The sequence below is a fragment of the Novosphingobium sp. genome (assembly GCF_027486195.1).
Taxonomy (GTDB): Bacteria; Pseudomonadota; Alphaproteobacteria; order Sphingomonadales; family Sphingomonadaceae; genus Novosphingobium.
The window spans coordinates 151,584-169,859 of the sequence record NZ_JAIXPP010000033.1 but is presented as its reverse complement, the minus strand read 5'-3'; the positions used below and the strand labels follow the sequence as shown (position 1 = coordinate 169,859).

17 protein-coding genes and 1 tRNA gene are annotated in these 18,276 nt (G+C 67.8%); 9 read left to right on the top strand and 9 right to left on the bottom strand.

Features of this window, described 5'->3' with window-relative positions:
- Positions 1–352, bottom strand: a 352-nt coding sequence (locus Q0071_RS07500) for an ATP-dependent Clp protease proteolytic subunit (protein ID WP_298166925.1), incomplete at its 3' end; no start/stop codon positions are given.
- A 194-nt stretch (positions 353–546) separates the two neighbouring features.
- Between Q0071_RS07500 and Q0071_RS07495 the strand changes: the two genes are divergently transcribed.
- Entirely contained in the window at positions 547–2,043 is a 1,497-nt protein-coding gene (locus Q0071_RS07495) for an amidase (RefSeq protein ID WP_298166923.1), read from the top strand.
- Position 2,044: 1 nt separating this feature from the next.
- Here Q0071_RS07495 and Q0071_RS07490 read toward each other — a convergent pair whose 3' ends face one another.
- The 4 genes from Q0071_RS07490 to sppA form a co-directional block, all read right to left on the bottom strand.
- Positions 2,045–2,842 (bottom strand): hypothetical protein, encoded by a 798-nt coding sequence (locus Q0071_RS07490; protein WP_298166921.1) that lies wholly within the window; start codon positions 2,840–2,842, stop codon positions 2,045–2,047.
- 152 nt (positions 2,843–2,994) lie between these two features.
- Positions 2,995–4,566: a trigger factor gene (tig, locus tag Q0071_RS07485; protein WP_298166939.1), complete on the bottom strand. Its 1,572-nt coding sequence runs from the start codon at positions 4,564–4,566 to the stop codon at positions 2,995–2,997.
- A gap of 112 nt (positions 4,567–4,678) precedes the next feature.
- Positions 4,679–4,763, bottom strand: a tRNA-Leu gene (locus Q0071_RS07480).
- 87 nt (positions 4,764–4,850) lie between these two features.
- Complete coding sequence (gene sppA, locus Q0071_RS07475; RefSeq protein ID WP_298166919.1) at positions 4,851–6,752, bottom strand: signal peptide peptidase SppA; 1,902 nt, start codon at positions 6,750–6,752, stop codon at positions 4,851–4,853.
- An 87-nt stretch (positions 6,753–6,839) separates the two neighbouring features.
- On the opposite strand from sppA, the gene Q0071_RS07470 reads away from it, so the two are divergent.
- The gene (locus tag Q0071_RS07470; protein WP_298166938.1) at positions 6,840–7,877 is read left to right on the top strand and encodes an aspartate carbamoyltransferase catalytic subunit; all 1,038 of its coding nucleotides are present in this window, start codon (positions 6,840–6,842) and stop codon (positions 7,875–7,877) included.
- Positions 7,874–9,103 (top strand): dihydroorotase, encoded by a 1,230-nt coding sequence (locus Q0071_RS07465; protein WP_298166917.1) that lies wholly within the window; start codon positions 7,874–7,876, stop codon positions 9,101–9,103. Before Q0071_RS07470 ends, Q0071_RS07465 begins: the two co-directional genes overlap by 4 nt.
- A 77-nt stretch (positions 9,104–9,180) precedes the next feature.
- Here the strand turns inward: Q0071_RS07465 and Q0071_RS07460 are convergent, their stop codons facing one another.
- Genes Q0071_RS07460 through Q0071_RS07450 form a run of 3 tightly spaced genes read right to left on the bottom strand, consistent with a single transcriptional unit; the run spans position 9,181 to position 11,824 of the window.
- Positions 9,181–10,527, bottom strand: a complete 1,347-nt coding sequence (locus Q0071_RS07460) for an SPOR domain-containing protein (RefSeq protein WP_298166915.1) — start codon at positions 10,525–10,527, stop codon at positions 9,181–9,183.
- 29 nt (positions 10,528–10,556) lie between these two features.
- The gene (locus Q0071_RS07455) at positions 10,557–11,078 is read right to left on the bottom strand and encodes a hypothetical protein (RefSeq protein ID WP_298166913.1); all 522 of its coding nucleotides are present in this window, start codon (positions 11,076–11,078) and stop codon (positions 10,557–10,559) included.
- Between the two features lie 17 nt (positions 11,079–11,095).
- Positions 11,096–11,824, bottom strand: coding sequence for a ParA family protein (locus Q0071_RS07450; RefSeq protein WP_298166911.1), 729 nt, complete (start codon positions 11,822–11,824; stop codon positions 11,096–11,098).
- 292 nt (positions 11,825–12,116) lie between these two features.
- On the opposite strand from Q0071_RS07450, the gene Q0071_RS07445 reads away from it, so the two are divergent.
- A complete protein-coding gene (locus tag Q0071_RS07445; RefSeq protein WP_298166909.1) occupies positions 12,117–13,241 on the top strand; it encodes an SPOR domain-containing protein in 1,125 nt (374 codons plus the stop codon).
- Positions 13,242–13,247: 6 nt separating this feature from the next.
- Complete coding sequence (locus tag Q0071_RS07440; protein WP_298166907.1) at positions 13,248–14,483, top strand: DUF418 domain-containing protein; 1,236 nt, start codon at positions 13,248–13,250, stop codon at positions 14,481–14,483.
- On the opposite strand, the gene Q0071_RS07435 is transcribed toward Q0071_RS07440, so the two are convergent.
- On the bottom strand, positions 14,428–15,111 hold the full coding sequence (locus tag Q0071_RS07435; protein WP_298166905.1) for a TIGR02281 family clan AA aspartic protease: 684 nt from the start codon (positions 15,109–15,111) through the stop codon (positions 14,428–14,430). The two genes, Q0071_RS07440 and Q0071_RS07435, sit on opposite strands and share 56 nt — an antisense overlap.
- Positions 15,112–15,206: 95 nt before the next feature.
- On the opposite strand from Q0071_RS07435, the gene Q0071_RS07430 reads away from it, so the two are divergent.
- The 4 genes from Q0071_RS07430 to Q0071_RS07415 all read left to right on the top strand — a co-directional run bounded on the left by Q0071_RS07430 (position 15,207) and on the right by Q0071_RS07415 (position 18,240).
- Complete coding sequence (locus Q0071_RS07430) at positions 15,207–16,007, top strand: transglutaminase family protein (RefSeq protein ID WP_298166903.1); 801 nt, start codon at positions 15,207–15,209, stop codon at positions 16,005–16,007.
- Between the two features lie 115 nt (positions 16,008–16,122).
- A complete protein-coding gene (locus Q0071_RS07425; RefSeq protein ID WP_298166901.1) occupies positions 16,123–16,872 on the top strand; it encodes a L,D-transpeptidase family protein in 750 nt (249 codons plus the stop codon).
- Between the two features lie 66 nt (positions 16,873–16,938).
- Positions 16,939–17,631, top strand: coding sequence for a VIT family protein (locus tag Q0071_RS07420; RefSeq protein WP_298166897.1), 693 nt, complete (start codon positions 16,939–16,941; stop codon positions 17,629–17,631).
- Entirely contained in the window at positions 17,632–18,240 is a 609-nt protein-coding gene (locus Q0071_RS07415; RefSeq protein WP_298166895.1) for a LysE family translocator, read from the top strand.
- The last annotated feature ends 36 nt before the right edge of the window (positions 18,241–18,276 follow it).

Below are 18,276 nucleotides of genomic sequence, written 5' to 3'. Positions count from 1 at the left end.
TGCACACGGTCGAAACGCGCGGGCGAATGTACTGCATGGTATCGTAGATAGCGAGACCCGCCGTCACCACGCCGCCGGGCGAGTTGATGTACATGGCGATGTCCTTCGACGGGTTCTCGCTCTCGAGGAACAGCAGCTGCGCCACAATCAGCGAAGCCATGTTGTCCTCGATCTCGCCCGTCACGAACACGATGCGTTCGCGCAGCAGGCGCGAGAAGATGTCGAAGCTGCGTTCGCCGCGGCTGGTCTGCTCGACCACGACCGGCACCAGTGCCCCGGTGATGGGATCGTGGCTGAATTTTCCCTGGTTTCCGTAAACCGATGCGCCGTGGCCGCCATAAAGATCGAGCATAGAGTCCTCTTGGATGTGCAAGGCCTATGTCGCGTGCCACGGCGGGATGTTCAAGGGCGTTAACCGCGCATCCGCGCTGTCCCACGTGAAAAGTGGTGCAATATCGGCAAAATCGGCCCCGATTGCCCCACGATGCGCTTGCATGGGCCCCGGCTTGGCCGCAGCTTCGGCGCAAAGTCATCAGGGGGTGATCCATGTTCCGCCGTGCCGCCAAGACCGTTTCCGCCGTTCTGCTCGCCGCGACAGCGCTCGGCAGCGGCGCCACCCACGCGCAGGACAGCGTCGCCACCTATCTTTCGCGGATCAAGGCGCTCGACAAGGCAGGGCCGAAGATCAATGCGGTGATCGCGCTCAATCCCGATGCCGCCAAGGCCGAAGCTGCCGCCAAGGCGCTGACCGGGCCGCTCGCGGGCAAGGTCATCCTCGTCAAGGACAACGTCGAGACCGCCGATCGGATGCCGACGACGGCCGGCAGCCTGCTCCTCAAGGACAACTTTGCAGGGCGCGATGCGCCCTTCATGCTGGGCCTGCGCGCGGCCGGCGTCGTCGTGCTCGGCAAGACCAACCTCTCCGAATGGGCCAACATGCGCACCGGCCAGTCCTCCAGCGGATGGAGCGCGGTCGGCGGGCAGACCCGCAATCCCCATGCGCTGGACCGTTCGCCCTGCGGCTCCTCCTCGGGCAGCGGCGCCGCGATAGCGGCGGGCCTCGCCTGGGGCGCCATCGGCAGCGAGACCGATGGCTCGATCACCTGCCCCGCCTCCCTCAACGGCATTGTCGGCTTCAAGCCCACCGTCGGCATGATCAGCCGCACCCATGTCGTGCCGATCAGCCACAGCCAGGACACTGTCGGCCCGATGACGACGAGCGTGCGCGATGCCGCGCTGATGCTCACCGCGATGGCGGGCAGCGACCCTGCCGATGCCGCGACCGCCGAGGCGGACGCGCACAAGACCGATTTTGCCGCCGGGCTTGCCGCAGCGAGCCTCAAGGGCGTGCGCCTAGGCGTGCTGCGAAAGGCGGTGGGCAGCAACCCCAAGGTGATCGCGCTGTTCGAAAAGGCGCTTGCCGACTTGAAGGCCGCAGGCGCGGTGCTGGTCGATATCGACTACAGCCCGCCGCAGGAAATGGGCCGCGATGAATATACCGTGCTGCTCTACGAACTGCGCACCGATCTTGCCGCCTATCTCCAGTCGGTCCCCCCTTCCTCGTTCAAGAATACGCCGCCTGCCCGCACGCTGGCGGACGCCATCGCTTTCAACAAGGCCCACCCCGAGGAACTGAAGTGGTTCGGGCAGGACAGCTTCGAGGAAGCCGAGGCCATGACCGACACCGCAGTTTACAAGAAGGCGCGCGAGAACTCGCTGCGGCTCGCCGGCGTGGACGGGATCGACAGGCTGCTGGCGGAGAGCCGGGTCTCGTTCCTGATCGCGCCCACCGCGCCGCCGGCCTGGGCGATCGACCTCGTGACGGGCGATCACAGCATCGATGTCGGCATGGGCAGCATGGCCGCGATTGCCGGTTATCCGCACCTCACCGTGCCGATGGGCGCGGTCGAAGGCCTGCCGATGGGCCTCTCGTTCATGGGCACCAAGTGGGACGACAAGCGCGTGCTCGAAGCCGGGGCGGCCTATGAACGCGCGCGGACCGTGGCAGAGCCGGTGCCCTCGCTGAAGCGCTGGGGCGAGTAAGTCAGCCCCGGTTCCGCCGCAGCACATCGAGCGCTTCCAACTCGCGCTGCAGATTGATCTGCTGTGCTTCGGCCCGGCGCAAGGCGGCTTGCTCCTCGCGGGTCTTGTGCCGCCGCGCCGACCAGCGCGCCAGCCGCCGCCCGGAATCGCGCAGCAGGAAAGCGATCACATCGACCAGCCCCTGCCGCCGCGCCGGGACCAACGCCCGCGCGGGTGGCAGCGGAACCTCGGCAAACGCGGTGGCCGGTTCCGGCTCCGGCGCAGGCACCGCGTCGGGCTCGGACGGCAGCACAGGCGCCTCGACCAGCGGCTCATCGCGGACAGGAAGGGCAAGCGCCGGGCTCGGCGGCGCGGCGATCCGCTTGGTCGGCGGACTATAGGTCCCCACCACCGGGCTCACCGCGGGGATCGGCGGGAGCTGCTCGGGCTTCGCAGCCGTGTGCTCCGCAGTCTTGGCGTGCGGCCTGGACCGGGCCTTTCCCTTCTTCGCCGCCAGCTTGGCGCGCGGTGGCGACTCGCTGACTTCACAGGGAGCCGGTTCCAGCGCCTGCGCAGCCCGCGCCGCCGCGAGCCGGGCGGCAGCCTTGCGCGCCTTCTTGCCCTTGGCATTGCGCCGCTTCTGCGGACGCTCCTCGATCAGGCCACTTTCGTCCGGGATGACCAGCGGCACGGCCATCGAGCCGCGCGGGGTATAGGCCAATTCGTGCCGCATGGCGGCGTGGTTCGGCGCCCTGTTGCCAGCCGCGTTGGGCGTGGCGACCGGAGGCCGTGAAGCGAGGCGATTGCGAACGGTATGCATCGGGTGTCCCTCCCAGGAGCCGAGCCTGCCTGAATCTCTCACGCCCCGATTCGCGGGGTCAATTGCGGGCGAATACGGATGCCGCCCACATGCAAGAAGGGCGCCCCGCCAGCGGAGCGCCCTTCTGTGTTTTCAATGCCTTGCGGCGAAGATCAGGCGTCAGCGGCCTTCTTCTTGGGCGCGGCCTTCTTCTTCGGAGCAGGCGCATCCTCGGCCGGAGCGGCTTCAGCAGCAGGTGCTTCCTCAGCGGCCTTCTTCTTCGCCGGAGCCTTCTTGGCAGGCTTGGCTTCGGCTTCGGCAGGCGCCGCTTCCTCGGCCGGAGCCTCTTCCTTCGCCTTCTTGGCTGCCTTCTTCGGAGCCGCCTTGGCAGGCGCAGCTTCAGCCGGCTTGCCGGTCTCGTCAGCTTCGATCACCGCCTGCAGCTCCTCGCGGGTCACGCTGCGCTCGGTCACTTCGGCCTTGTCGAACAGGAAGTCGACGACCTTGTCCTCATAGAGCGGCGCGCGCAGCTGGGCGGCGGCAAGCGCATCCGAACGGATGTATTCGATGAAGCGCTGGCGGTCCTGCTCGCGGTACTGCTGCGCGGCCTGGCGGATCAGCATTTCCATTTCGTTCGCGTTCACCTGCACGCCGTTGGCCTGGCCGATTTCCGAAAGCAGCAGGCCCAGACGCACGCGGCGCTCGGCGATCTTGCGGTAGTCGTCCTTCTCGCCTTCGATCTCGGCGAGCGCGGCAGCGGGATCTTCTTCCTTGGCGGCTTCGCTGGTCAGCTGCTGCCAGATCTGCGCGAATTCCGCCTCGACCATCGAGGGCGGCACGGCGAAATCGTGGCCGGCGGCCAGCTGATCAAGCAGCGAGCGCTTCATCGCAGTGCGCGTCAGCCCACCGTTTTCCTGCTCGATCTGGCCCTTGATCAGGCCGCGCAGCTGCTCGATGCTCTCGAGGCCGAGCGACTTGGCGAAATCGTCATCCGCGGTGAATTCAGCGGCCTGCTTGACCGCCTTCACGGTGCACGCGAACTGGGCGTCCTTGCCGGCAAGGTTCTCGGCCGGATAATCAGCCGGGAAAGTTACCGTGATGGTGCGCTCATCGCCCGCCTTCACGCCGACCAACTGCTCTTCGAAGCCGGGGATGAAGCGGCCCGAGCCAAGCTCGAGCGGCTGATCAGTGGCAGTGCCGCCATCAAAGGCAACGCCGTCGACCGACCCTGCAAAGTCGATGATCAGCTGATCGCCATCGGCGGCCACAGTGCCCTCGGGCGCGTCGTTGTAGCGCTTCTGCCCCTGCGCGATGCGGCCAACGGCCTCATCCACTTCGGCATCGCTCACTTCGACGATCAGGCGTTCCAGCTTGATGCCGTCGATGGCGGGCGCGGTGATCTCGGGCAGCACTTCGAGCGCGACGGTGAGCTCGGCATCCTTGCCTTCCTCATAGCCCTCGGCCAGCGAGACGTCGGGCTGGGTCGCGGGGCGCAGGCCCTTTTCGGCGACGAGCTTGTCCATCGCCTCGCGGATCGAGGTTTCCAGCGCCTGCTGGTGCAGCGCCGGGCCATGCATCTTGCGCACGAGGTTGGCGGGAACCTTGCCGGGGCGGAAGCCGGGCATGCGGACCTGCGGCGTGATCTTCTTGACCTCACCCTCGACAAGCGCGGCGATATCATTCGCGGCGATGGTCAGGGCATAGGCGCGCTTGAGGCCCTCGTTGCTGGTTTCGACGATCTGCATCTGTGATCCAACTTTCTCGTACGACGTCGTGGTGCCCATGCGGGCTTCATCAACAATTCTGGCCGCACCATGGGAATGGTACGGCCAAGCTCCCGGTCGGGCCGGGCGGGTCTGGTGCGGGCGAAGGGACTCGAACCCCCACATCTTGCGATACTGGAACCTAAATCCAGCGCGTCTACCAGTTCCGCCACGCCCGCGTCCGGCGAAATGCGAGCGCCGCCCCTATCGCAGCGCTGGGCAAAGGGCAAGCCTTGCCAAAAGGTGTTACCGGGAAGCGGTTGTCCCTATCCCGCAATCCGCCCGAGCAGCGCCAGCCAGGTGTTAGCCGGAGGGGTGGCCACCGGCTCCGCAGGCGGCGCCATCCCGGCACATTCAAGGCAGTATACCTGCGCCCCGGCCTCGCCCAGCAGCCGTGACAGATCGCCCAGTAGCTGCTGCGCGAGCGCGCCCTGCCGCTGGGCTGCGAGTGCCGCAAAATCGCTGGCGCCGCCTTGTGTGCCAAGCACATGCGCGCTGTCCGCCTCGCTCTCGCTATCGGCCAGTTGATCGAGCAGCGCACCGAACGGATCGGCTGCCGTGCCGAGGTAGACGGGATGCCAGCTCGTGGCCCCCGCCGCCTTGGCCGCCCAGGCCAGCGCCGCATCGATCCCGCCGAACTCGTCGACAAGGCCAAGCTGCCGCGCGGTGCCGCCGTCCCACACGCGCCCCTGCGCGATTTTGTCGATCTCCGCCGGGGTCTTGTGCCGCGCCTCGGCAACGAGCCCGACGAAGCGCGCATAGCCCGAATCGATCTGCTGCTGGATCACCGCCTCGGCCGTAGGTGAAAAGCCGCCGAACACATCGGGCTGGCCCGAAAGCGCCGTGGTCCGCACGCCATCGGTGCCGATTCCCGCCTTGCCCAGCGCTTCCTCGAAGCTCGGGATGATCGCGAAGATGCCGATCGAGCCGGTGATCGTCGCCGGCTCGGCAAACACGCGGTCCGCCGGTGTCGAAACCCAGTAACCACCGCTCGCTGCAAGGCCTGCCATCGAAACCGCGACAGGGATCTTCTTCGCCTTCATCCGCGCGATCGCGGTGCGGATGCGCTCAGCCGCAGTCACCGATCCGCCGGGCGAATCGACCCGGACGACGAGCGCCGCGTAGTCTCCGCTTGCTGCTGCCTTGTCGACAAGCTCGGCGATCCGGTCGCCGCCTGCGCTGCCCGGCCCTGCGTCGCCATCAACGATATCGCCCGCAATCGTCACCACGGCGATGGCCTTGCCGTCGGTCGAAGGCGTCTGGTCGGCGAGATAGGTGGCGAGGGCGGTGCCCTTGAACGCGCCTTCACCGGCAGCTGGATCGGCGCCGACGATCTCGGCAACCCGCTTCCCGAAGGTGACCTTGTCACCGATCCGGTCAACCAGACCGGCGGCCACCGCCGCCTTGGCCGCATCGCCGCCCGATGCCGAGATCCACTTCACCGGATCGCTTGTCACCAGCTGGATATTGGCCTTGGGCCGCGCTTTCTTCACATCGGCCTGCCAGGCCTCCCACAGCGCGGAATAGACCGCGCCGAGTGCTTCCTTCGCCTCGGGCGAGGCGTTTTCGCGGGTGAAGGGCTCCACCGCGCTCTTGTAGGTGCCGACCTTGAAGACGTGCGCCTTGATCTTGAGGCGGTCGAGCAGCGCCTTGAAATAGAGATTGGTGCCGCCCGGCCCCGCCACCAGCGCGCCACCCAGCGGATCGACCCAGGCCTCGCTCGCATGCGCCGCGATCTGCACGCTATCGTCGGTATAGAGCCCGGCGCGGACCAGCACCGGCTTCTTCGCCGCGCGCACCTTGTCCATCGCTGCGCCGATGTGCGTCATCGCGACTTGGCTGCCGCCGCCAAAGCTTTCGAGATCGAGCACGACGGCCTTGATCCGCTCGTCACCCGCTGCCGCCTCGATCGCGCGCACCACATCGCGCTCCTGCACCGCCTTGGAGCGCCCACCGCCCGAAAGCAGCTGCATCGGTTTTAACCGCGCACGTTCCTCCACCACCGGGCCTTCCAGCGCGAGGTAGAGCGCGCCGGATTGCACCGCGCCGGGCGTCGGCCGCAGCGTGAGCAGCGCATAGAGCGCGCCAAAGAAGAGCAGGAGCAGGAGCAGCACGAGGCCGTCCTTGATGGCGACGAGGATCTTCCAGACCGAGCGGGCAAATTTCATGGGGGATATCTAGGTCTCACGAGGGACGGATGCCAGCCGAAACACTTGAGCGACCCCAAGAGGCGCACTAGTGGCATGGTTTCGATGATGGAATCGAACCAAGTGGCCAGCCCAAGCGCGTATGGCCGGTATCCCGCAGGCGGCCTCGCCTTCCCGCACCGTGATCTCACCGGCATTGCGCACCTCGCGCGGCACGAGATTCTCTACCTGCTGGACGAGGCCGAGCAGTGGCTCGCGCTCAACCGCCAGCGCCACAAGCGCGCCGAAGTGCTTTCGGGCCTCACCATCATCAACGCCTTCTTCGAGAACTCCACCCGCACGCTGTTGTCGTTCGAGATCGCGGGCAAGCGCCTCGGCGCCGACGTCGTCAACATGCATGCCGCCACCAGCAGCGTGAAAAAGGGCGAGACGCTGATCGACACCGCGATGACCCTCAACGCCATGCGCGCCGACGCCATCGTGATCCGCCACGCCAGTTCCGGCGCGGTGCAGCTCATTGCCGACAAGGTCGATTGCCCGGTGCTCAATGCGGGCGACGGCAGCCATGAACACCCGACGCAGGCGCTGCTCGATGCACTGACCATTCGTCATGCGCTGGCCCTCGCGCCCGGCAGCGATCTCAACGGCCTCAAGGTCACGATCTGCGGCGATATCCTCCACAGCCGCGTCGCGCGTTCGAACATCCTCTCGCTGACGGCGCTCGGTGCCGATGTCACCGTTTGCGCCCCGCCCGCGCTGATGCCTGCCGAAATCGCCGCGATGGGGGTGACGCCGAGCCATGATTTCGACGCGGCGCTGGAAGGGGCGGACGTCGTGATGATGCTGCGCCTCCAGCAAGAGCGCATGTCCGGCCAGTTCATCCCCTCCCCGCGCGAGTACCGCCACCTCTACGGCCTCACGCTCGAACGCTTCGGGAAACTGCCGCCTCATGTCTTCGTCATGCATCCGGGTCCGATGAACCGGGGGATCGAGATCGACAGTCAGGTAGCCGACCATCCGACGCGCAGCCTTGTCACCCGGCAAGTGGAAAGCGGCGTTGCGATCCGCATGGCCTGCCTCGATGTGCTCACCCGCCGCGCGCGGGGCGTGCCCGGCTGGGCTTCGGCGGAAGGAGCCGCGGCATGACCCCCGGTCCGCTCACCATCACCGGCGGCAGGCTGGTCGTCCCCACCGGCGAACCGCAGGCGGGCGCGCTTCGCGTCGCGGATGGCCGCATCGTCGCACTCGGCAACATCAGCCCCGAACCGGGTGACGACGTGCTCGATGCCCGGGGCGCACTAATCACCCCCGGCCTCGTCGATCTGGGCGTTTTCGCCATCGATAAACCCGCCTTCCATTTCGGCGGGATCACCCGCGCCGCGCTGATGCCCGATCAGGGACCGCCGCTCGATCACCCGGCGCGCGTCCGCTTCGCGGCGCAATCGGGCAAGCCCGATATGTGGGTCCACCCCCTCGCCGCCGCGACGCGCGGGCTTGAAGGCGTTGAACTCGCCGAAATCGCGCTGATGCGCGATGCCGGGGCCAGAGCGGTCGCCACCGGGCGGCGCTGGATCGCCGATTCGGGCGTAATGCACCGCCTCATGAGCTACTGCGCGATGCTCGGCCTCGTGCTCGTCACCCATGCCGAGGATGCCGGGATCACCGGCCACGCCGTCGCCACGGCCGGCGAGATGGCGACCCGGCTCGGCCTGCCCTCCGCCCCTGCCGAAGCCGAGTCGCTGGCGGTCGCACGCGATATCGCGCTCGCCGAACTCACCGGCTGCCGCCTGCACCTCAGGCAGGTCACGACCGCCGCCGCGCTCCACCTTGTCCGCGCTGCCAAAGCGCGCGGGGTGCGCGTGACGGCTGGCGTCACCCCCGCGCACTTCATGCTCTCCGATCTGGAACTGGCGCATTTCCGCACCTTCTGCCGCCTTTCACCGCCCTTGCGCAGCGATGCGGACCGGCAGGCGGTGATCGCTGCGGTGGCCGATGGCACGATCGACGTCATCGCCTCGGGCCACGATCCGCGCGGGGCGGAAGACAAGCGCCTGCCTTTCGCCGATGCGGAACCGGGCATGGCGGGCGCGGAAACGCTGCTGCCGCTGACGCTCACGCTGGTGCGCGATGGCAGGATCGATCTGGCACGCGCCTTCGCGCTCCTCGCGGGCAATCCCGCCGCGCTGCTCGGCGTTCCAGCCGGGCGGCTGGAGGTCGGCCTTGAGGCTGATCTGGCGCTGGTAGAGCCCGAACGGCCGTGGATCGTTGATCGCAGCAAGATGGCGGCCACCGCAGGCAACACCCCGTTCGATCGCCGTCCGGTCGAGGGCCGTGTCACCGCCCTGTTCAAGGGTGGCAGCCGCATCGCCTGAAACGGAACAGGGCCTGAAACGAAACCGGCCCGCCCCCGGATGGGGAGCGGGCCGGCAACAACGCAAATGCGTGACGTTCAGCGCTGCGCCATGCGCGTCGGCGTCGGGCGGCCCTGCGGCGAAACCATTGCCGGGTCGGCCATCACGAGGCAGACGCCGCCCTTGGCCTTGACCGACTGGCACATCTGCCGCGCCGAAGCGAAGCCGGTGAAGCCCACCGCCTGCACCCGCCAGAATTGGCGGCCGTTGACGGCAACCTGCGTGACCTGGCTGTGATAGCCGGCCAGGCTGCGGTTGCGCGCAGTGAAGTGACGCCAGGCGCGCTGGGCGCCATCGGAGGAGGCGAACGAACCGAGCTGGACGACATGGCTGCCCTTTGCGCTGGCCGAAGCCTGCGCGCTGCGAGCAGCATGCACCGGCTGGACCACCGGATGCGAAACCACTTGCTGGGGCGCCGGGGCAGCAGCAGCAGCGGCCGAAGGCGGCAGGTCGATGGCAGCGATCTTCGCCTGCGTCGGCGCGCTTGAGGCATCGGCCAGCGTCGGCTGGGGTGCCGCGGCATCGGCCTGGGGCGCAGGCATTTCCGTCGCGGCTGCCTTGGCGAGTTCCGCCGCATCACCGCTTGCCGCCTGCTGGGTTGCCGACATGGCCACCGCTTCCTCGGCCAGCTTCTGCGCCTCGGGGAAGTTTGCCAGTGCGAGTGCAGTCGGCTGGCCGCCATCCGCATTGACCGGCGCGCCGAGCAGGCTCGCCACGCGGCGGCGGGTGTCTTCGGGGCGCGCCATGAAGGCCCAGGTCTGCAGGCGCTCAGCCAGCTTGTCCGCCGGGACATCCTGCTGCGCCATCAGCTTGGCTTCGCTCCAGCTGCCATCAAGCGCATAGGCATAGGCAAGGTTCTGGCGCACCTTGGGGGTGTTCTCGCCGCCGCGCAGCGCGTCGGTCAGCGCGGCGATGCCGGTCTGGGTCTGCCCGGCCATGGCCATGGCAAGGCCGTAGTCCGATGCCGGAATGCTGTCGCGATAGGTGTTGAGCGTATCGACCGCCTCGGTGCCGCGCCCGAGCGCGATATCGGCCAGCGCGAGGCTCAGCGCAGCCTTGCCGCCATCCTCGCCAAGCTGCATCGCCTCGTCGAACGCCTGACGCGCTGCCTCGAAGCGGCCCGCGCGCAGATAGGCAGAGCCCAGCAGCGTGCGGTAGGCCGCATTGCGCGGGCTGGCGAGCACGGCCTGTTCGGCCAGCCCGATCGCCTTTTCCGTGCTGCCCTTGCCAAGCGCGGTCTGCGCATTGGAGGCGAACTTGGCGTGGTTCGGTCCGCCTGCGGCGCAACCGGAGAGAAGACCGGCCGCCAACGCGGTGGTCACGCAGATCCGGGCCATCCTGTAGGCGGATTTCCGGTCAGTCTTGCTGTCGTGTGCGGTGGTCATGGCGTGAAGTCCCGGTTGAAATGCTTGCGTCAGGAACGAAGGGCACGGCGAGCAAGGTCGTCGAGACCGGGCTTCGCTTCGAGGAAGCGGTCGAGAGCCTCGACCACGATTTGCTGGGCGCTGCGGTTATCCAGCGTGCAGGCAAGGCGCAGGCGCAAGTGGCGCGCCGCATCGAGCCGCAGCGTAAAGGCCGCCTTGCGCCCTTCCTTGAGCGCAGTGCCGCGTTCTCTGCGGTGTGCGGAGGCCGCCGGAGCCGGCACCTTCAGCATGTCGGCCAGCGTTTCGATCTGCCGCAGCACTTCGGGCTGCGAAGGCTCGGGAACCGCATCAGCGGCAATCGCGACAACTTCGCCAGCCGGCGCAGCCGGGGCGAGGTCCTCGCCATGATCGTTCCAGCCCAGATCATCGGCATCGCTGGCGGGGCCGAAGCCCATCCACTGGCGGTCTTCCGCTGTCAGGGGGAGGAGTTGTGGACGCATCGCCGGACGGGCCGCGCCCTTGCGGGCAAGCAGGCTCGGGCTCAGCGAGGCGAAAGGCTTGGGTTCGCTCATGCTTCGGCGTCCTTCGCTCAGGAGCCGATCACGCGGCGGCCGAAGCCACCTGCGCCGCGCGGTGCGCCTGACATGGAGTGCGCGGCATGACCGGGCTGCGGCACCGCGAACACCGTGCGGCGGAAATTCTTCTCGAGCCGCTCGGAAACGTAGGTCCACAGCGCCTCGACTTCGGCGGCCGATTTGCTGCGCGGATCGACTTCCATCACGGTGCGGCCATCGATCATCGAGGCGGCGAAATCGGTGCGGTGATGCAGGGTGATCGGCGCAACGGTGCCGTGCTGCGAAAGCGCGACAGCGGCTTCGGATGTAATGCGCGCCTTTGGCGTCGCGGCATTGACCACAAAGATCAACGGCTTGCCCGCACGCTCGCACAGATCGACGGTGGCACCCACAGCGCGCAGGTCATGCGGGCTTGGCCGCGTCGGCACGACGATGAGTTCGGCGACCGAGATCACCGACTGGATCGCCATGGTGATCGCGGGCGGGGTATCGATTACTGCCAGCTTGAAGCCCTGCTGGCGCAGAATGGCCAGATCGCTGGCCAGGCGCGCCACGGTGGTCTGCGCGAAAGCGGGGTATTCGGCCTCGCGCTCATTCCACCAGTCGGACAGCGAACCCTGCGGATCGATGTCGATCAGGACGACGGGGCCGGCGCCCGCGCGCTGCGCCTGCACGGCAAGGTGACCGGACAAGGTCGTCTTGCCGGACCCTCCCTTCTGCGATGCCAAAGCCAATACGCGCACTGTACCCCCCTATGGGCAAGACGAACAAACGGAACGGTCTCTTGCCCGGGGATCGCAGAAGACCCTCAAATTTTGGTTAACATCGCGGCATCCGATGCACGTGATTTTGCGCAAGGCACCCCCTGATCCGGCGCCAAGATGCTGTCTTTTCTGTATTAACCATCTACGCTAATTACCTTAGATGCAGTAGGGCGTGATGAGCGTGCGCAGTTGTTCTTGCGCACTGCAATGCAGCACGGCATCGTTAACCCAGCTTTTCAGGCAACGAGTTCCTAGGGAGAATCGACCGGACATGCGCGGATTTGCTCTCCTTGTGGCGGCGGCACTCGGCTTTTCGGGCATGATGCAGCCCGCTTCGGCTGCGCCCGCCGCGCAAGGCCTGCCGCAATCGGCGCCGACGCCGCCCGATGCGGCCAGCGCGGCCGCGGTGCGGGCCGGAGTGGATGCGTGGTCAGCCGGAAATTACGAAGCGGCGGTAAAAGCCTGGCAGGCCCCTGCCGCCAAGGGCGATGCCGATGCACTGTTCAACCTCGGTCAGGCCTACAAGCTCGGGCGCGGGGTAAACAAGGATCTCGTCAGGGCTGAGGCCTATTTTGGCAAGGCCGCCCGCCTCGGCCACATCGCGGCGGCAGACAACTACGGCATCCTGCTGTTCCAGACGAACCGTCACGAGGCCGCGATGCCCTGGCTGGAGTCCGCCGCAGATCGAGGCGAACCGCGCGCGATGTATGTGCTCGGCATCGCCGCCTACAATGGCGACTATGCGCCCAAGGACTGGGTGCGCGCCTATGCCCTGATGACGCGGGCGGCCGCAGCCGGTCTCGCGCAGGCGACCGGCAGCCTTGCCACGATGAACCAGACGATCCCGCTGGCGCAGCGCCAGATGGGCGTCAGCCTCGCCAGCGAGCTGGAACAGAAGGCCGCCGATGCGCGCGGGCGCGAACTCGCCGCGGCAGACCTTGGCGGGCAAGGCGCCCCGGTGCGGACGGCCCCTGCGCCAAAGGCCCCGCCGGGCGCCATCGAGAAGGTCGATCTTCCGCCCTCTTCCCACTCCGAACCCGCGGTGGCCTATCTGCCGCCGCCGATGGAGCCCGCCGCCACGCCAAAGCCAAAGCCGGTGCCGGTGAAACCGGCTGCGCCAAAGCCCGCGCCGCCCAAACCGGCTCCGGCTGCTCCGGCATCTGCCTCCGGCAACGGGGCTTATCGCATCCAACTCGGCGCGTTCGGCGTGAAGGCCAATGCCGATGCGCTGTGGGCGCGCGTGCGGGGGCGGCCAGAGATCGCCGGCCATGCCCGGCAGGATCTGCCCGGCTCGGCGACACGCCTGCTGGCCACCGGCTATTCACAGGACGGCGCGGTGCGCGCCTGCGCCGCGCTCAAGGCCGGGGGTTTCGCCTGCCTCGCGGTGGCGCCCTGACGTCACATGCCCGAAAGGATCGGCGCGCTTGATTTCGTGCGCGGGGTTGCCGTGCTCGGCATCCTCGCGATCAACGTGACCGGGTTCTGGGGCCCGCTGCTTGCCACCTTCAGCCCCGCGATGCCCCACCTCGAAAGTGGCGGCGCATTGTGGTTCATCGCTGCCTACGTCCTGTTCGAAGGCAAGATGCGCGGCCTTTTCACGCTGCTGTTCGGGGCAAGCATGATGCTGTTCGCCGATGCGGCGGAGCGGCGCGGTGCCAATCCCGATCTCATGCAGGTGCGCCGCCTGATCCTGCTGATGCTGTTCGGCTATGCGCACTATGCGCTGCTGTGGTGGGGGGACATTCTCCTGCCCTATGCGGTTTGCGGCATGCTCGCCTTTGCCTTGCGCCGCCTCGCGCCCGAACCGCTGGCAGCCAGTGCGCTCCTGCTCTTCCTTGCGAGCCATGGGCTTGAAATGGTCGGCGATCTCGCCGCAATCGCCACCGAAGGCCGCGTGCTTGCCGGCCACGGCTCCCCTGCCGAAGCCGCCGAACAGACCGCGATGATGGGCCGCATCGCCGCCTCGATCGCCGCCGATGCCCGCGTGCTCCACGCCCCCTTCCTCGAAGCGGTGCGGCTCCGCCTCACCACCGCACCGTTCCTCCCGCTCGCAAACCTTGGCGCGACCTTCTTCGAGACCTTCCCGCTCATGCTGCTCGGCATGGCGCTGCTGCGCATGGGGCTGTTCACTGGCGAATGGGCGCCAGCATCGCTGCGCCGGATGGCGGTGATCGGCATCGGCGGCGGCGGCACGATGAGCGCCGCGCTGATCGGCTGGGCCGCGCTACACGGGTTCCCGCCCGGTGCGATGTTCGCCATCATGGGTTCGCTCGCCGCGATCCCGCACCTTGCGATGACGCTGGGCTATCTCGCTGCGCTGCTGCTGCTATGGCCCCACCTCAGTCAGAGCGCTGCCGGCACGCGCCTCGCCGCTGCAGGCCGCTGCGCCTTTACCAACTACCTCGGCACCACCTTCGTGATGAGCGCGCTGTTTGCCGGCTGGGGCTTCGGCCTTGGCGGCGTGTTGCCTCGCGGCGCACTGCCGCTTGTGGTGCTGGCAGGCTGGGCGCTGATGCTCGCATGGCCGCGCTGGTGGCTCGCCCGCTTCGGGCAAGGCCCACTCGAGGCGCTGTGGCGCAGGCTTACCTGGCTGGGGGTTCCTCGCTCGCCGATTCCACCTGCGGCCGATGCGGCGTAAGGATCAGCAAGCCGTCTTCCACCCGCCAGCCCTTGAGGCGCGTGAGGAAGTTCATCCCCAGCACGTTTGGCCCGCCCTCCGCCGGCATGACGATGGCATCGAGATCGCGCGCCACCACTGATCCGAAACGCAGTTCATCGATCCGTGCGGGGGACGCGGTGACGCTGCCGTTCGCGGTTTCCACCGACGCTTGCGGGCGCATCATATCGGGCTCGACCCCCGCTGCCGCCGCCACATCGCCCGAAAGCGCCGTCACCGTAGCGCCGGTATCGACCATCAGCCGCAGCGGCACCCCGTTGAGCTTCGCCTTGATCCAGTAGTGCCCATCGGCGGCGAGCGGAATGCGCGTCTCCCCGCCAGAGACAGTCTGAGCCGGCCCGCCGATGCTGTGGAGCGCCGCATCGAAGCTGGGGTCCATCCGCACAAAGCGCATGACCGCAAGGGCGAAGACCGCCAGCATCAGCAGGTTGCCCGCAAAGCGCACTGCGCCGCCGATCCTCCCCCCGCGCGAGGCCAGCGCACCGCCCACGGCCACCAGCGCAAGCGCCGCACAGGTCGCGGCAAACAGCGGCGAAAGCTGCCCCAGCCAAGGGGCACCCCGCTCCAGCCAGGCATAAATCTGCGTCATGCGGAACCCATTACCCACGCGAACCTTTCATCATGCTGAAACCCGTCCTAACCACCAATGCGCTGCGGCCATCACGGCCTCGCCCCGGGCACCCCATGCACCTTTCCATCACGACCCTTATGACCTGGCACTGCGCAGAGCCGACTGACAGCCTTCTCCAGATCGAAGCCGCCGCGACGGCCGACCAGCGGCTCCTCGCGAGCACGCTCGATAGCACACCTGCGGGCCATTTTTCGCGTGTGCCCGCGCAGGACGGGATTGGCGAACGGATCTGGCTGCATCAGGAAGGCGATTGCACGGTGACCTACGCGGCTCAGGTTGAGGTGCTGGGCCGCCCGGTGCCGCTGGAAACGCTCGCCGCGCTGCCACCGCACCGCCTGCCGGGCGAAACCGTGCCCTATCTGATGGACTCGCGCTATTGCCCGGCCAACCGCTTCTCCCCATTCGTTGACGAGGAATTTGCCGCGTTCGAAGGCGGCGCGAAAGTGGCGGCGATGCGCGACTGGATCGCGGCGCACTTTCGCTATGTGCCCGGTGTGAGCAATGCCTCGACCACCGCGATCGACAGCTTTGTCGAGCGGCGCGGGGTGTGCCGGGATTATGCGCATACGCTGATCTGCTTCGCCCGTGCCGCCGCAATCCCGGCGCGCTTTGCCAGCGGATACGGGGCCTGGGTCAAGCCTCAGGATTTCCACGCGGTGGCGGAAGTGTGGCTGGCGAATGCGGAAGGCGCGGGGGGCTGGCATATGGTGGATGCGACCGGCATGGCCGACGCCGCCTCATTCGCGCGGATCGCGGTGGGCCGTGATGCGGCGGACACCAGTTTCCTCACCAGCTTCGGCCAGGCCGATCTGCGCCAGCTGGCGATTGAAGTGCGCGCAGTAACGGCGGGTTAACCACACTCCTTAAGGGCGGCAGCCCGCGCCGTCCCTAGGCGGGACGCAGCTGGAATGGCGCTCGCCAACCCCTTCGTTTACGCTATTTGGGGACGCGAAAGGAGCGTTGTCCCAGATGCCTGCGTCGTCGTCCGCCAAGAGCCTGATCGATCTGCTGCGCTCCCGCTGGGTCAGCGCGCCGCTCGGCTTCATCGCGATGTCGCTCGCCTCGCTGCTCGCATTCCATGTCGGCAAGGACGTGGCGCAAGTGCTGTTCGGCGGATCGCAGGCCGAAGCCCATGTCGCCGCCGCCCCGGCAACCGCACCGCTGGCCAAGCCCGCCACGCTCGCCCCCGCACCGGCTCCCGCAAATAGTGCCTTTGTCGTCAAGTCGATCCTCAAGATCGATGAACCCATCAAGTTCGGCCAGTATTTCTGGGACGAACGCGCCGCCGCCACCGGACCTGTCGTCGTCACCGTCGATCTTGAGGCGCGCACGATCTCGGTCTTCCGCGATGGGCACGAAATCGGCGCCGCCGCCATCCTTAAGGGCTATGGCAACAAGCCCACCCCCACCGGCGTGTTCCCGATCAGCGAGAAGGACGCCGACCACGTCTCCAGCATCTACGATGCGCCGATGCCCTGGATGCTGCGCCTCACCAATGACGGCGTCTCGATCCACGGCAGCAAGGTCGAACGCGGCTATGCCACCAACGGCTGCATCGGCGTGCCCGATGGCTTCGCCAAGCGGCTGTTTGGCGTTGCCACCCTGGGTGACAAGGTGATCATCACCGATGGCAAGCGCCTCGGCGTTGGCCAGCCGATCATCGAGAATCAGGCCGCTGCGCCGACTGGTCCCGCCGTAGCCGCGAGCCGCGATTCTTGATCTGAATCGTTTTTCTCCTGTCCCAGCAGGTCCATGAGGGCCATGGACGGGTTAAGGAGAAAGCGCATGCGACCCCACGATGAACGCCACCTTGTCAGCCGGATCGGCTGGCTGCGCGCCGCGGTCCTCGGCGCGAACGACGGGATCGTCTCCACCGCCAGCCTCATCCTCGGCGTTGCCGCCTCGGGCGCAGAGCGGCAGGCCCTGCTCGTCGCGGGTGCAGCCGGCCTCGTTGCGGGCGCAATGTCGATGGCGGCAGGCGAATATGTCTCGGTCTCCAGCCAGTCCGATACCGAGGCCGCCGACCTGGCGCGCGAACGCGCCGAACTTGCCGCCGATCCGGTCCACGAACAGGCCGAACTCGCGGCAATCTACGAAGAACGCGGGGTTGATGCCGCCACCGCCAAGGAAGTCGCCCGCCAGATGATGGCGAAGGACGCGCTGGCCGCCCATGCGCGCGACGAACTTCACCTCAATGAAACAACCGCCGCGCAGCCGGTCACCGCCGCGCTCGCCTCGGCGCTGATGTTCACCGGCGGCGCATTCCTGCCGCTGTTGCTCGCCGCGATCCTGCCGATGGGCGTGATGGTGGCTGGCACGGCGGGCGGTTCGATCCTGTTCCTCGCCCTGCTCGGCGCATTCGGCGCGCGCGCGGGCGGCGCGGCAATGGGCAAACCGGTGCTGCGCGTCGTCGTCTGGGGCGCGCTCGCCATGGCGATCACGGCGGGCATCGGCCGATTGGTGGGCACCGCTGTCTAGGTGGCAGGAACACTCGATCTTACCGGCTTCGCGCTCGCGGTCCTGCTCATCGAGCTGACGCCGGGCCCCAACATGGCCTGGCTGGCGGGCCTTGCCGCGACGGAAGGCAAACGCAGCGGCCTCTCCGCCGTCGCTGGCGTCGCGCTGGGCCTCCTTGCCAACGGCGTACTCGCCGCGCTCGGCCTTGCGACGCTGCTCAAGGCCATGCCCGCGCTGCTCCACGGCCTGCGCATCGCAGGCGCAGCGATGATGGTCTGGCTCGCGATCGAGGCATGGCGCGGCGCGGAGAAGGCCCCGCCCCCCACCGCCACGCGCCGCGCCTTCGCCACCGGCGCGCTGCTCAATCTGCTGAACCCGAAGGCCTACCTGTTCTTCGTGGTCGTCGCGCCGGAGTTCCTCGGCGGCCGCACGCTTGGCCTCACCGAAGCGTTGACCCTCGCGCTTGTCAGCACCGGCATCGCCACCGCGATCCACCTCGCCATCGTGCTAGCCGGAAGCCACGCGCAGGCCTGGCTGGTAGACCCCGCACGCACCAAGTGGGTGCGGCGGGGCTTTGCCGTGGTGATGCTGGGCGTCGCGGCCTCGTTCCTCGCGATCAAGGTCGGCTGAGGCCCTAACCTAACCCTACCCGTCACCCCGTGCTTG